Consider the following 15,460-nt stretch of genomic DNA (forward strand, 5'->3'; position numbering starts at 1 on the left):
GGAATGTGGAAACTTAAGAGTTACTTAAGGCCATATTGGGTGTGGTCTGTGTTAGCACCACTTATGATGATGATCGAAGTGTCTATGGATTTGCTTCAACCTACATTAATGGCGAGCATTGTGGATCATGGGATTATGACGAAGGATGTATCACATATATATTCGACCGGATTGATCATGCTTGGAGTGGCATTGATCGGTCTATTGGGTGGGGTGGGCTGTACCGTTTTTTCAAGTATCGCCTCTCAAAATTTCGGTAATGATTTACGGATCAATCTGTTTGAACATATTCAGAAATTCTCAAATAAGAATCTGGATCAATTGAAGACAGGTTCGTTAATTACTCGTTTAACAAATGATGTGGTGCAGCTACAAACCTTTGTCCAGATGATTTTGCGGAATATCCGATCTCCATTGCTATTGATTGGTAGTTTGGTGATGGCCATCCGGATTAGTCCTACGTTGACGCTCATTCTTGTCGTTGCCGTGCCATTGCTGGTTGCCATATTGTATGGGTTAATTCGACTTTCTTTTCCTTTGTTCGAGAAAATGCAAACTAAATTAGACGGAGTCAATACCGTATTGCAGGAGAATTTATCGGGCATCCGTGTAGTCAAAGCATTTGTTCGTGGCAAACATGAAGAGAAACGGTTTAATACAGCCAACAAGGATTACACAGAGACTGCGATAAAAGCGGTACGCCTGATGTCATTAAATATGCCACTCATGATGCTAGTGCTCAATGCAAGTATTGTAGCTGTCCTTTGGTTTGGAGGGGCGCAGAGCTGGAATGGCACGCTTCCGGTAGGTCAGTTGATCGCCTTTATTAACTACATCACCCAACTATTGATGTCCATGTTAATGCTGAGTAATATGCTCATATTCTTCTCGCGTGCAAAAGTCTCCGCAGATCGGGAGAATGAAGTGTTGTCCACAATCAGCGAGATTACAGAAGTAACCGATGCTAAGAAAGATGCTATATCTAACGGTCGAATTGTATTTGACAACGTTTCCTTTGCCTATGACCCTGCGGATGAGAACCTTGTGTTAGATGGCATCAATTTCACTGCTGAGCCAGGTGAAACCGTAGCCATCCTTGGAGCCACTGGTGCTGGTAAATCAACCTTGGTTAGCCTCATTCCTCGTCTTTATGATGTATCCTCTGGATCTATTACGATTGATGGTTCCGACACTCGGCAAATTTCTTTGGAACAATTGCGTCGCAGGATCGGTTATGTTATGCAGCAGGCTATTCTGTTCAGTGGAACAGTCCGGGATAATATCCGCTATGGCAGACCGGAGGCTACAGATGAAGAAGTGGAACAAGCAGCAATTGCCGCTGAAGCGCATCTTTTTATTATAGAACTTCCAGAAGGCTATGATACAGTGCTTGGTCAAAGAGGGATTAACTTGTCTGGTGGGCAGAAGCAGCGGCTTTCGATTGCAAGGGCTTTGTTAATACAGCCAACAATCCTAATCATGGACGACAGTACTAGCGCCCTTGATGCGGCGACAGAGTCGCGAATTCGACAAATGTTAAAAACACGGCTACATAGCAGTACAAATATTTTAATAGCTCAACGTGTCACCTCTGTGATTGATGCGGACCGCATATTAATTCTAGAAAACGGTCGAATCGCTATACAAGGTACACATGATGGACTTATGAGCAGCAGTGAAATATACAGAGATATCTGGAAGTCGCAGATAAAGGGGGAGGAGATGCCTTATGTCAAAGTCTAATAACGGCATGAACACCACTCCTTTCAATCGACCAGGCGGATTCGGCCCAGGACCGGGATCAGGCCCCGGACGCGGCGGCGCTGTACCAATCGTCCGCGCCAAGAATCAAGCAAGTACGCTTAAACGCATCTGGACTTACTTGAATCGCCAACGGTTCGGGTTAATTATTGTGTATGTATTTACGGTGTTGAATGCACTTCTTTCATTGATCGGACCGTATCTCATCGGTAAAGCGATTGATACTGCGGTTATTCCGCATGATTATCATGGTCTTGTGCGGTTTTGTATTCTCCTTATTGGCATTTATGGGTTAGGTAGTGTAGTTGCTTGGGTGCAAGCATACGTCATGACATCTGTTTCACAGAATACCGTATTTGAGCTGCGTCGTGATCTGTTCAGCAAGTATCAGCAGCTACCTATTAAGTTTTTTGACACACGAGCTAATGGAGAGCTGATGAGCCGGGCAACGAACGATATAGAGAGCGTATCCAGCACACTCAATCAGAGTGTAACCCAGTTGTTAAATAGTTTGATTACGCTAAGCGGTTCGCTCGTTATAATGTTCATGCTGAACGTTCCTTTGACCGTAGTTTCACTAATCACAATTCCGCTCGTACTCCTGGCTAGTCGTAAAATTATAGGTTTAAGCCGAACTTATTTTCGAAATCAGCAGCGGCATTTAGGTGAACTGGGCGGGTTTATCGAAGAAACCATCAGCGGACAAAAAGTGGTCAAACAATACAATAGAGAAGAAGCGGAAGTTAAGCGATTCCGCAAAATCAGCGGAGAGCTGAACAAGGTCAGCATTAAGGCACAAATCGTATCTGGACTAGTGGGACCCGTGATGAACATGATTAATAATCTTGGATTTGCGATCATAGCCGGGGTTGGGGGCTGGATGGCCTTCCATAACATGGCTACAGTAGGTATAATCGTTAGCTTCCTTACCTATTCCAAACAGTTCGGTAGACCCATTTCTGATCTTGCTAACCAGTACAATCTAATCCAATCTGCAATTGCCGGAGCGGAGCGTGTGTTTGAAGTTTTGGAGATGCCGTCCGAATATGGGGATGAAGAAAGTGAGAATCTGCCAAGGCTAAAAGGGGAGGTTGTTTTCCAGGACGTTTCCTTTGCTTACAAATTGGATACACCGATTCTGTCTGGAGTTACGTTTGAAGCCAAACCTGGGGAGAAAATTGCGCTTGTTGGCCCAACAGGAGCAGGTAAAACAACTATTGTTAACCTGCTGAGTCGTTTCTATGATTTGAACGGAGGTGCCATCCGGATTGATGGCCGTGACATCCAAGAGGTAGATAAAAATTCACTTCGTAGTCAGCTAGGGATGGTGCTGCAAGATGCGCATGTATTCTCGGGAACCATTCGTGAGAATATTCGGTTTGGCCGACTTGATGCGACCGATCAAGAGATTGAGCAAGCTGCGCGGCTAGCCAATGCGGATGCTTTTATCAAAAGATTGCCGCATGATTACGAGACCCTTCTTAATGCAGAAGGTAGTAATCTTAGTCATGGACAGCGCCAACTGTTAACAATCGCTCGCGCAATTTTAGCTGATCCTGCCATATTAATTCTTGATGAAGCAACCAGTAGCGTAGACACACGTACGGAAATGCACATTCAACAAGCAATGAAGAATTTGATGAAGGGTCGAACAAGCTTTGTAATTGCCCACAGGCTTAGTACGATTCAGGATGCAGATCGTATACTCGTGATCCAGGGTGGAGGAATTGCTGAGCAAGGAAATCATGAGGAGCTTCTTGCAATGCAGGGCGCCTATTACGAGTTATACAATACCCAGTTCAAACGAGCGATTTAAAGAAATATTTATATGGCTGTTGAAAAAACACTGACTTGGATCAGTGTTTTTTTGTTAGAGAGGTGACCACAGACCATCGAATTGACCGCCGAAACGCGACATTGTATGCTACAACAAGATAATGTAAACAAGGAAGTGATTATGTGAGCCATTCCAGCTATGAGCAGCTTGAGACAGAAGGCAAACTACCGTTTGATGTTTCTTTACATAGCGTCAGCTTTGTGCCGAATCATTGGCATACGAGTGTGGAGCTGATTTTTGTGCTGTCTGGTAATCTAGAGGTTTCGACCGGAAACCGTCAATATAGGCTTAAAGAAGGGGATATGCTACTCATTAACCAGTGTTACGTGCATGAGGTTATCGGATTAGATGAGAATATCATCGCTACCTTTCAAATCCCTACAACCTATCTTAAGCAGCACATCCACAATGTGGAGAAGATCAGCTTTGAATGTTATTCTGCAGAAGCCGGTCCTGAGAAGCAAAATGGCTTAGATAACATGCGTCAGCTCATGGCTGAAATGGTACAGCTGAATTACAAAGGTGGGGAAGCCTATGAACTGGGGATGGAAGCACGTATGCTTGGGTTATTCTCTGTTTTGGTCAAACAGTTCAAGCTGCCAAATTCCGGCGAAGCGATGAATATAAAATATATGGAACGAATGATGAGCATCATCACTTATATAGATGAACATTATAAAGACCCGGTGTCGCTGCAGATAATCGCGGAACGAGAGTATTTGTCGGTGCCGTATTTATCCAAATTTTTTAGCGAGAATATTGGGGTCAACTTCCAGACGTACTTAACCAGCATTCGTTTAAAAAATACCGTAGAAGCCCTTTTAAGAGATCAAGAGCATTCCCTTGCTGAACTGGCACTTGAGCAGGGCTTTCCAAACGCGAAATCTTTTTACACTGCATTCAAAAGCCGATATCATATCACACCACATGAATATCGCAAAAAATATCGGCCGCAAACTCACTCGAAACAGGAAGGTTCTACTTCCGGATACTTAGCGTTTAATCAATCCAGCGCACTGGGCATTATTCGGCAATTCCTCCGGCGTAGTCAGTCGCACCAGCTTGAACCCGTGCATCCGGTTGTTCAGCTGTCTGCGAGCATTTCGTTAGACAGGATTCAGCGGCAAATTCAGCATAGCTGGAAAAATATTATTACAATCAGTAAAGCAAATGAAGGACTTCAAAGTGATGTACAAGCTCATTTGAAATATGTACAAGAGCGGTGTCCGTTTCGCTATTTACGTTTTCATGGAATTTTTGATGATTCAATGATGGTGTACTGGGAGGATCACGAAGGGCAGGCACATTATAATTTTCGCTTTGTAGATCAGTTGTTTGATTTTCTGTTATCGATCGGCTTGAAACCTTTTATAGAACTGGGCTTTATGCCTTTTGATCTTGCAGAAGACAGCAGTAAACATGTATTTTATGAAAAGAGTTACGTGAGTCCACCTAAATCCATGGACCTTTGGTGTGAATTGGTTGATCGCTTTATTCGCCATTGTCTCAGTCGGTACGGTCTAGAAGAGGTGGAAAGCTGGAGGTTTGAATTCTGGAATGAACCGGAATATGGATTGTTCTGGCCTGCGACGGAAGAAGCGTACAACGAATTGTATGCCCGAACGTTCGACACCCTCAAAGCCATCTCTCTGAACCTACAGATTGGCGCTCCTGGTAGAATTATTACGCTGAACTCCAATGCGTTTTGTGAACAGTTTTTCACATTCTGCAAAGAACGGGGTTGTCTTCCTGATTTTATCCCGTTACATTTTTATCCGCATGAGGACATGGATGAACTGCTTAGTAACAATTGGGGGCAAAAAGAACTATCAAGTGAAAAAGAAATGTCTCCCCTGACAGTTGAGGGGTTCAACAAAGTGTCCCCAAACCCTGACTATTTGAAGGAATCACTGGAGCGTGAAATCGGGCTGCTCGCTGAGTTAGGACTTAGCGGACAAGAGCTATATTTAACCGAATGGAATTCAACAGCATTTCATCGCGAATTGACCAATGACACATTATATAAAGCTGCATATATCGTAAAGAATATCATCGAAAATCTCGACAGCATCAGTGGGTTCGGATATTGGGTACTGAGTGACAATATTGAAGAAACAGCGGCTTCATCCCGGATGTTTCATGGTGGGCTTGGACTTATGGCTCAGTATGGAATTCCGAAAGCAGCTATGCATGCCTATGAAATGCTCGCTAAGCTGGGGAATCGGCTAGTCGCACACGAAGAGGGTTATATCGTGACGGCTGGTAGAGGCGGTTATCAGATTCTGGCTTATAATTACTGTCACTTTGATGATTTGTACGCGCTTGGTGATACTTCATTCATTACACCTACTAGCCGTTATAGTGGCTTCAAAAACGAGAGGCTTCTTAAAGTTGAGCTCACATTAACTGGATTACCATCTGGCAGATATAAGCAAGTAAACCATACGATCAGCAGGGCACATGGCAGCAGTTTTGACAAGTGGGTAGAGATGGGGGCTCCAACCGTTCTGACTGCAGAGGACACTGCTTATCTAAAAGCTGCCTCTATTCCAGGCAGACAGATTCAGCTTCTTGAAGTAGGTGAAGAGCTTTCTGTTGTCATTAGAATGGAACCTCATAGCGTAGAACTCATTGAGCTGACTCCATTGTTTTGAGAAAATGAGTCAATTATTAAGCTTCATCTTGATAAAGATTTTTGAAACGCTTTCATTTAGATTAAAAATGAACCTAAAAGTGTGTAATTGACTACCTCTCCTGTAAGAGGTGGTTTATTTTATAATCGAATTGTAAACGTTTTCTAAAAGGATGAGGAGGAATTACAATGACTGGAGCATCGATTAAAGGGCAGGTTCTCACCCCTTTTCGTAGATTGACCTTTGGTATTCTGCTTGGTTACGGCATGATGATGCTGGCACTGATGACACCTGCCACCTTGCTGCTGACCTTTAAAATGATTGAAGTGGATCCGAATGGTTACACCTCTTCCTATGGACTGGTTGCAGGAATTGGCGCAATCTTTGCACTTATCGGAAATCCGATTGGCGGTGCACTCAGTGACCGAACCCATCTTTCGTTCGGACGGCGGCGCACGTGGATTATCCTTGGTCCACTAGTTGGCTGTACAGCGCTGGTATGTACTGGTTTCGCCAACGAGCCTTGGCAGATCATGATTAGCTGGGCAGTCGCACAATTTTTCTTCAATGTAGGGATGGCAGCCTATACAGCGCTTATTCCAGACCAAGTATCTCAGGAAAAACAAGGGACAATCTCCGGATTAATCGGTCTCACTATTCCAATCGCTATGACGGTAGGGATGATCATGATGACAGTGATGACCTCAGTTTCTTCAGAAATTAAGTGGCTTTTGCTCGGAGTAATCGGCATCATAGGTCCACTCCTCAGTACGTTGATTATTAAAGAAGGTAAAGTAGAACTTGTTCCCAAGACAAATAATCAAATATCGCTGGGTAAGAAGCTGAGTACGATTTTTCCTAGTCCACGTAAATTCCCGGAATTCTCTTGGGCTTTCGTATCCAAGTTCCTGATCATGATGGGATATTGTAGCACTTTATACCTCACAGTCATGCTGGTAAACCGGATGGGACTTACGGAAGAGCTGGCTACCGCAAAGGTTGCTACGATTAATATCGTTATGCTAGTGGGTGTTGCAATTACAAGTATCTTCGGTGGGGTGTTGTCAGATAAATTTGGTAAGCAAAAACCATTCCTGATCGTTTCAGGGTTCATCATTGCTATTGGGGTTCTGTTGTTTGCCTTTGTGCCAAGTTATCCGGCCTACATTGCCGGAGCTGCAGTGATCGGATTGGGCTTTGGCTGCTTCTCAGCCGTAGATATGGCACTCGTTGCACGGATTCTTCCAAGTAAAGAGGATTCAGCCAAAGACTTTGGGATTATGAACGTAGCTAATGCGTTGCCTCAGTCCATTGTTCCAGCAATTGCTCCCGTGCTGTTAGGCATTGGCAGCTGGACCTTCTTTTATATCTTCCTTGCCGTCTGCACCATATTCGGTATGCTGGCAGTGAAGCCACTTCCAGAAGTGGGAACAGAGAAAAGAGCTCAAACTGCTGAACTGACGGCTGTCGAAACACAATCACAAAAAGCCAATTTGGTCTAAGAAAAAACAAACAAGAAAACAGTGGAGGGAAACCAAATGAATCAGAGAGAGACTATTAAAACTAAAAGCCATCATACCATTTCTTACGTAAGCAATAAGGGCGGTCCAACCTTGGGTTATTCCCCTGAATCTGGTGTGCAGATTCTCCAGCAGGACGGACTGTTCTTCAAAGATTTAAATCGTAATGGCAAGCTGGATAAATATGAGGACTGGCGATTGACGCCACAAGAGCGGGCTGAAGATTTGGCTTCACAGATGAGTATTGAACAAATTGCTGGACTCATGCTGTATAGTCGTCATCAATCCATCCCAGCAGTTAGCAGCAGCTGGTTCTCAGGAACGTATAACGGTAAATCCTATGAGGAGAGCGGAGCCAAGCCATGGGAGCTTACCGATGAACAGCTGGCATTTCTGGCACAGGACCATCTAAGACATATTCTGGTGACCACCGTGGAAACTCCGGAAATTGCCGCCCTGTGGAACAACCAGGTACAAGCATTTGCAGAAGGAAGCGGTCTAGGGATTCCAGCCAACAACAGCTCCGATCCTCGCCATGGCTCAGATTCTAGCTCGGAGTTTAATGCTGGAGCTGGTGGACAAATCTCCATGTGGCCGGAGACGCTGGGTCTTGCGGCTACCTTCGATCCGAAGATCACTTATCAGTTCGGGCAAGTTGCCTCGCGTGAGTATCGCGCACTGGGTCTAGGTACGGCGCTATCGCCGCAAATAGATATAGCTACAGATCCGCGATGGTTTCGCTTTAACGGCACATTTGGTGAGGATTCTAAGTTGTCTGCTGACATGGCAAGAGCCTATGTCGACGGCTTCCAGAGCTCGGAAGATGAGCGGGAGATTCACGAAGGCTGGGGATATGATAGTGTGAACGCTATGGTAAAACATTGGCCTGGCGGTGGTTCCGGGGAAGGCGGAAGGGATGCGCATTATGCTTGCGGCAAGTATGCCGTCTATCCGGGCGGTAACTTTGAAGAACATCTTATTCCTTTTACAGAAGGAGCTTTTAAGCTGGATGGCCCAACCAAGCAGTCTTCAGCTGTCATGCCATATTACACAATTTCTACAGATCAAGATCAGTTGAACGGGGAGAATGTCGGAAATTCTTATAATTCCTATCTTATTACCGATCTGCTTCGGGAAAAATACGGTTACGATGGTGTTGTGTGCACAGATTGGCTCATTACAGCAGACGAATCAGATAGTAAGGATTCCTTTCTCAGTGGTAAACCTTGGGGAGTGGAGGGTATGTCCGTCGCAGAACGGCATTACAAGCTCTTGATGGCAGGCGTTGACCAATTCGGCGGCAACAATGAGATGGAGCCAGTCCTTGAAGCATACCGAATGGGAGTAGCTGAGCATGGAGAGGTATGGATGCGGAATCGCTTTGAGCGGTCAGCTGTTCGGCTTCTACTTAATATTTTCCGTCTGGGTCTCTTCGAGAACCCGTATTTAAAGCCTGAGGCGAGCGCTCAGATTGTTGGGAATCCGGCGTTTATGCAATCAGGCTATGATGCACAGCTGAAGTCGATCGTGCTGCTGAAGAACAAAAATCGGGTATTGCCGTTGGTAGCGAAACAAACCGTATTTATTCCGAAGCGTTATACTCCAGCAGGAAAGGATTGGTTCGGCAACCCAACGCCCGAAAAGACAGAATATCCGGTGAACCTGGAGGTTGTGTCTAAATATTATCATGTGACAGATCAGCCGGATAAAGCAGACTTTGCTCTCGTCATCATAAGCAGTCCCAAATCAGGAGTAGGCTTTAGTCAGGAAGATTCTGATCAAGGCGGTAACGGCTACGTGCCGATCAGCTTGCAGTATAGACCGTACACTGCGGAACATGCTCGGGAGCAGAGCTTAGCTGGAGATGCGCGGGATAACGATGTACTTAACCGTTCTTATAAAGGAAAAACCGTTGTTACGCATAATGAGAGCGATCTGGATCATGTCCTGGAAGCTCGCAAGCTGATGAAAGACAAACCGGTAATTGTGTCAATGTTGCTGTCCAATCCTTCGGTTGTTGCAGAATTTGAGGGAGAGGCTGATGTTATCCTTGTTAACTTTGGGTTGCAGGATCAAGCACTTATGGAGGTTTTAACGGGTGCGGAGGAGCCTTCTGGATTGCTTCCAGTACAAATGCCATCAGGTATGCAAACGGTAGAAGAGCAGCTGGAAGATGTGGCGCGTGACATGGAATGTCATGTGGATTCAGAAGGACATGTATATGATTTTGCCTTTGGAATGAATTGGAATGGTGTTATAGAGGATGAAAGAACGAAAAATTACCGGAAATAAGAACCGTTCTGCGGAAAAATAAAAGCGAAGCACCGCCTGAAGAATTTATCAGGCGGTGCTTTGTGGATCTATCGGATTTCCGATAATGGAGCTATAAATTCCTGTAACCGATCCTGCCAAATGCAAAATCTGCTTCAGACGATCCATATCCACATAGATATCTTCGAATCCCGGAAAACGAATAGCAGGATCTGGCCAGCCTTGACCATACATCATGTAATAATCAAGAGCGTTATGGTTGCTGATCATCCAATACGTTGGAACGACATGCTGTTTATGAACAATTTCGATAACTTGTGTTCCAGGTTGACAAAACGCCAAATTGGCCAGTCCAGCGCCATGCGCTCCCAAGATTAGCTTAGCCGAAGCGAATAACTGGATTTGCTGTGCAACCGTCCAATCCTCAAGGTGAATAGGTTGAATGCTATATTCTTCAAGGCAGCGTATAACTTCCTCTTCATTGACCAAGCGCCTGGTGCTTGCTTTGTTTCGAGAAATATAAATGCGCTCAGGTGTAGCGAGTGTTGATTCCCTATGAGGTAGTAATAATTTACGTAGCGTATCCGTGGTCCACGGGGGATAGTGGGAATTCATCATCAAAGAAGGGATAAGTAGCTGATCAGCTTCAAAGAAAGCTTCAGGATTTGTCCGGATTACTGAAGACTCTGATATCCCGAGCATAGCCCAGGTTTGTTCCACAAATGGTCCATATGGATTTGGATTCATGAGGATGGAGGTATAAGGAATTCCACTCATTTTGAGCATCGCCAACCTAGGGAGCACATCATACAACCAGTGGAAATAGTTATAGCTTCCGCAAAACGTCAACACAGCCACAGTTCCTTCTAAATATTGAAGTTTTGGATCATTCCACCGGTGGAATACAGGGTGTTCCTCTGCTTCTAGCATTCTATTTTGCATGGCGTCATATTCCTGTGACAGATCAAAGATCAGCTTTCCTTCCGGAGATAGAACAGCACCAGATTCTCCCCATACCCTTCCACTCGAGATAGTGGCTACGTATCCGCCAATAGGCTGTAAACAATAAGGTGTCAGTGCAGGATGAATGCTCGATTCAGTGCTTTTAGGAGCAATGAAATGGGCAGCCCTACCGAAATCAAAGGGAATAACCTGTCCAGCTTTATGGATAGTTCTTTTTTGTCCCCATTCTGCTTCAAGTTCCAAGATGCTCCGGTAATATCCAGAGGGCGTTCCCCCGTTCACAGAAAAACTCATCGTTTCACCTCTTTTGGCCAAGTAGAACTCTAGAAACATCATTAAGCTATTCTATGGAACAAAGAACTTAACGACACAATTCCTTCGGAAAAGGGCGAGTGAACAGCGTTAAAAGCAGTCAACTTTATAAATAGCTTGACTTGGAGTGAACTCCAAGTGAAATAATAACAGATAACTGCTAGTGAACCTTACCTTCTATTGAAAGAGAGGAGTCATTGTAAATGGACTATGTGAAACTTGGCAATACTGGCTTAGAAGTATCCCGGCTGTGTCTTGGCTGTATGAGCTTTGGGGTAGCAGAACGCTGGATCCATCAGTGGGTGCTTGATGAGGAGCAGAGTCGGCTGATCATAAAAAAAGCTCTAGAGCTCGGAATTAACTTTTTTGATACGGCTAATGTGTATTCTGACGGAACGAGTGAGGAGATTCTTGGACGGGCACTCAAGGATTATGCTAATCGAGATGAAATTGTCCTCGCCACTAAAGTTTATAATCGTATGCATGAAGGACCCAATGGTGCCGGACTTTCCCGAAAAGCAATTATGAGTGAAATCGATAAGAGTCTAAAAAGATTGGGAACAGACTATGTGGATTTGTACCAGATTCATCGCTGGGATTATCACACACCTATCGAGGAAACGATGGAGGCACTTCATGATGTGGTTAAGGCGGGAAAGGCAAGATATATTGGTGCTTCTGCAATGTATGCTTGGCAATTTCAGAAAGCTTTATATGTAGCGGAGAAGAATGGCTGGACCCGGTTTGTATCCATGCAGAATCACCTCAACCTTATCTACCGTGAAGAAGAGCGCGAGATGTTACCACTTTGTAAGGAAGAAAAAATTGGTGTTATTCCGTATAGTCCGTTGGCCTCCGGTAGATTAACTCGCGACTGGACAGTATCAACACATCGTTCAGAGACCGATCAAATACAAAAATCCAAATATGATGGAACTGCAGATGCTGATCGTTTAGTTGTGGAGCGGGTAGCTGCAATTGCCGAAAAGCATGGTGTTCCGCGGATTCATATTGCTCTTGCATGGTTGCTTCAAAAAGAACCGGTAACTGCTCCAATTATTGGTGCTACGAAAATGTCTCATCTCGAAGATGCTGTAGGAGCGTTATCCATTACGTTAACACCTCAAGAAATTACGTTCTTGGAAGAACCCTATACACCGCATCCAATCATTGGTTTTAATTAATATTGAGGATCGGAGGATAATGAAAGTATGACCATTACAGAAGTAAGTGGAAAATTTAATCTTACGCCGGATACGCTCCGCTATTATGAACGCATCGGTATTATTCCACACGTGAATCGCAATAAAAGTGGAAATAGAGATTATTCGGAAGAAGACTGCAGGTGGATTGAACATATCAAGTGTATGCGAGGCATTGGGCTTCCTGTTGAAATCTTGATTAAGTATGTCGAGCTGTATAGACAGGGCGATGAGGCTAATCATGCTAGAGTAGAACTCTTGATTGATCAGCGGAAGCAGCTTTTATCTAGAATGGAAGAGATGAACAGAGTAATGGAACGGATGGATGCAAAAATTGAACGATTGAGTAAACAATAAGTCCTCTTTTGAGGGCTTATTGTTGTGTTAAGGATGTTCTTTTATAGATTCTTCCGATAAGCTTTGGGAGACATACCGTAGGTTTTGGTGAATTGTCGTGTAAAGTAATTGCTATCGCTAAACCCGCTTTCATGTGAGATCTGAGTAATACTGAAGTCAGAATGCTTCAACAAGCTGCAAGCCCGTTCCAGACGCAATCGATGGAGATAGGAAATAGGAGTCGTTTGATAGTAAGAGCGAAAGATCCGGTTTAAATGTCTAACGGATACCCCTGAGTGTGCGGCGATTTGATCCAGCGACAACGCTTCAAGATAATGGTCTTCCATAAAAGAGAGCGACTTCGCTAAATGTATTAGGTGATTATCCAGGCTGCCTTTATCCTGTTTTTCATAATGCCTTGATAAATAGACAACCAGCTCCATAAATCGTGAGACGAGCAAAGTCTGATATCCCTGAAGTTTGTGGCTATATTCTTCAATCATATCGGCAATGAGTGTAGTGACAAATTCCAGCATGGGAATTGGCAAGCTTAGTTTACTTGTGTAGGCGTGTTTATGACGATACAACGGCTCCAATACAAACAGCGCCTGAAAGCCGTTCGAAGTTCGCAGATCTGATCCAGCTGTCGACAGCATTTCAGGCTTGTACATAATATTACAGATCTTAAAATCCTGAGGATCTTTAAAAGCATGCGGGGTTGAACCATTAATAACAAAGACATTCCCCTTTTTGATGAATGATTCTTCGGTATTCACAATATGAGTAGCAGTACCACTCAAGACAATTACGAGCTCTGAAAAGTCCACATGTCTATGAAGGTCAGTATCATTGTCGTGGAAGCCGTATTGAATAAAAAATGGGAATTTCTGATCTGATGTAAACCAATTTAAATAAAATTCGCTCAATCCGTAACCCTCCAAAAGAATGTCTAGATGAATGTCTATATCATGCTATTTTACGACTGGATAATCAAGGTTTATCGTTTAGCTAGTGGAGTATAATCCTTGACATAGATGCAAATGTTCAATAAAAGGAGAATGCTTCATGAAATATAACAATCCGATATTACCAGGTTTTTATCCAGATCCAAGCATTTGCAGAGTAGGCGAGGATTACTTTTTGGTAAACAGTTCATTTGCTTACTCTCCGGGAATCCCCATTTGGCATAGTAAAGATTTAGTCCATTGGAAGCAGCTCGGATATTGCTTAACGCGTGATTCCCAGCTTCAATTTGATACATCGGTCGTGTCTGGAGGGGTGTGGGCACCAACCATTCGTCATCATAACGGTCGATTCTACATGGTGACGACAAATCAGGATAGCGGTGGACACTTCTACGTTTGGACGGTAGACCCAGCAGGTGAGTGGTCGGATCCTATTTACGTGGATCAGGAAGGGATTGATCCCTCCTTATTTTTTGACGGTGGAAAAGTGTATTTTACAAGCACTGGCACCAAAGATGGTATGGGAATCTACCAATGTGAGATTGATATTGAAACGGGCCATAAGCTGAGCGATTCTCGCTTAATATGGACAGGCAGTGGCGGTAAATTTCCTGAAGGACCACATCTTTATAATATAAATGGCTACTATTATTTAATGTGTGCTGAAGGCGGGACAGAATATGGACATATGGAGACCATAGCAAGAAGTAAATCACCCTATGGACCCTTTGAATCCTCTCCCTGGAATCCCATTTTGACTCACCGGAGCTCGGATTACCCTATTCAAGCTACGGGACATGGCGATCTGGTAGAAGCACAGGATGGCAGCTGGTGGGCGGTATTGTTAGGGATACGACCAGTAGGATATCCATATCGACATCATCTTGGTAGAGAGACATTCCTTGCTCCGGTCCATTGGAGTGAAGATGGATGGCCGATGATTGGAGATCACGGTGTTGTTGGATTAGAAATGGAAGCTGACACTCCACCACCAGTGCTATGGGAAAAGGAGCCTGAGACCGATGATTTTAATCGATCTGATTTAAGAATGAGCTGGAACTTTATCCGCAATGCTAAAAAAGTCGATTGGTCTTTGCAAGAGCGACCAGGGTGGCTAGCATTATATGGAGCGGATGTGAGATTAAGCGAACAGGGAACGCCTGCATTTATTGGCTGTAGACAGCGCCACTTGGATTGTGAAATCTCTACTAAAATGGAATTCAACCCACTAGATGGTGATGAAGCAGGTCTTGTTGTGTTTATGGATCGGATGTATCACTACGCAATCGGGCTAACCCAGGTAGAGGGTGAAAATGTGATTACGCTGCGAAGACAAGTGGGTAGCATAAGTGATGTGAAATATTCTTCTCCATTTGAAGGCACAGTCGTAGAATTGAGGATTCAAGCATTACCTGAGAAATATTTGTTCTTTTATCGAGGTGAAGATCAGTTATGGCATCCACTTGGTGAAGCGGAGACGCACTTGATCTCTACAGAAGTGGCAGGCGGATTTACCGGAGTGTTCTTTGGAATGTATAACTACTCAACCAACCGAACAATCGCATATTATGATTGGTTCCGCTATCAAAAGGAATGACAATCCAAAAAAATGTTAAATTAGGAAATGGCGGTGCTCGGGATGTTATCCCAGCACCGTCAT

10 protein-coding genes are annotated in these 15,460 nt (G+C 44.2%); 8 read left to right on the forward strand and 2 right to left on the reverse strand.

The genetic code is table 11. The features are described 5' to 3' along the window. Positions 1-3 precede the first annotated feature (3 nt). From ACN6KS_RS14585 to ACN6KS_RS14605, 5 genes are all read left to right on the forward strand, one after another. Positions 4-1,743, forward strand: a complete 1,740-nt coding sequence (locus ACN6KS_RS14585; protein ID WP_341134752.1) for an ABC transporter ATP-binding protein — start codon at positions 4-6, stop codon at positions 1,741-1,743. After that, positions 1,730-3,577 (forward strand): ABC transporter ATP-binding protein, encoded by a 1,848-nt coding sequence (locus ACN6KS_RS14590; protein WP_256989692.1) that lies wholly within the window; start codon positions 1,730-1,732, stop codon positions 3,575-3,577. Before ACN6KS_RS14585 ends, ACN6KS_RS14590 begins: the two co-directional genes overlap by 14 nt. Before the next feature lie 143 nt (positions 3,578-3,720). Beyond that, entirely contained in the window at positions 3,721-6,252 is a 2,532-nt protein-coding gene (locus tag ACN6KS_RS14595) for a GH39 family glycosyl hydrolase (RefSeq protein ID WP_440962307.1), read from the forward strand. 167 nt (positions 6,253-6,419) lie between these two features. Beyond that, on the forward strand, positions 6,420-7,733 hold the full coding sequence (locus ACN6KS_RS14600) for an MFS transporter (RefSeq protein ID WP_094868745.1): 1,314 nt from the start codon (positions 6,420-6,422) through the stop codon (positions 7,731-7,733). A 36-nt stretch (positions 7,734-7,769) separates the two neighbouring features. Further along, positions 7,770-10,043 carry a glycoside hydrolase family 3 protein gene (locus tag ACN6KS_RS14605; protein ID WP_094868746.1) on the forward strand — a complete coding sequence of 758 codons (2,274 nt, stop codon included), beginning with the start codon at positions 7,770-7,772 and terminating at the stop codon, positions 10,041-10,043. A 48-nt stretch (positions 10,044-10,091) separates the two neighbouring features. On the opposite strand, the gene ACN6KS_RS14610 is transcribed toward ACN6KS_RS14605, so the two are convergent. Beyond that, positions 10,092-11,279, reverse strand: coding sequence for a glycosyltransferase family 61 protein (locus ACN6KS_RS14610; protein WP_179283545.1), 1,188 nt, complete (start codon positions 11,277-11,279; stop codon positions 10,092-10,094). A 221-nt stretch (positions 11,280-11,500) separates the two neighbouring features. Between ACN6KS_RS14610 and ACN6KS_RS14615 the strand changes: the two genes are divergently transcribed. Beyond that, positions 11,501-12,481, forward strand: a complete 981-nt coding sequence (locus ACN6KS_RS14615) for an aldo/keto reductase (RefSeq protein ID WP_094868748.1) — start codon at positions 11,501-11,503, stop codon at positions 12,479-12,481. Positions 12,482-12,508: 27 nt separating this feature from the next. Next, positions 12,509-12,856: a MerR family transcriptional regulator gene (locus ACN6KS_RS14620; RefSeq protein ID WP_094874928.1), complete on the forward strand. Its 348-nt coding sequence runs from the start codon at positions 12,509-12,511 to the stop codon at positions 12,854-12,856. A gap of 41 nt (positions 12,857-12,897) precedes the next feature. Here the strand turns inward: ACN6KS_RS14620 and ACN6KS_RS14625 are convergent, their stop codons facing one another. Continuing rightward, positions 12,898-13,761, reverse strand: a complete 864-nt coding sequence (locus ACN6KS_RS14625) for a helix-turn-helix domain-containing protein (RefSeq protein ID WP_440962308.1) — start codon at positions 13,759-13,761, stop codon at positions 12,898-12,900. 139 nt (positions 13,762-13,900) lie between these two features. Between ACN6KS_RS14625 and ACN6KS_RS14630 the strand changes: the two genes are divergently transcribed. Continuing rightward, the gene (locus ACN6KS_RS14630) at positions 13,901-15,397 is read left to right on the forward strand and encodes a glycoside hydrolase family 43 protein (protein WP_440962309.1); all 1,497 of its coding nucleotides are present in this window, start codon (positions 13,901-13,903) and stop codon (positions 15,395-15,397) included. The last annotated feature ends 63 nt before the right edge of the window (positions 15,398-15,460 follow it).

The sequence above is a fragment of the Paenibacillus nitricinens genome (genome assembly GCF_052056485.1).
Classification (GTDB): domain Bacteria; phylum Bacillota; class Bacilli; order Paenibacillales; family Paenibacillaceae; genus Paenibacillus_AQ; species Paenibacillus_AQ nitricinens.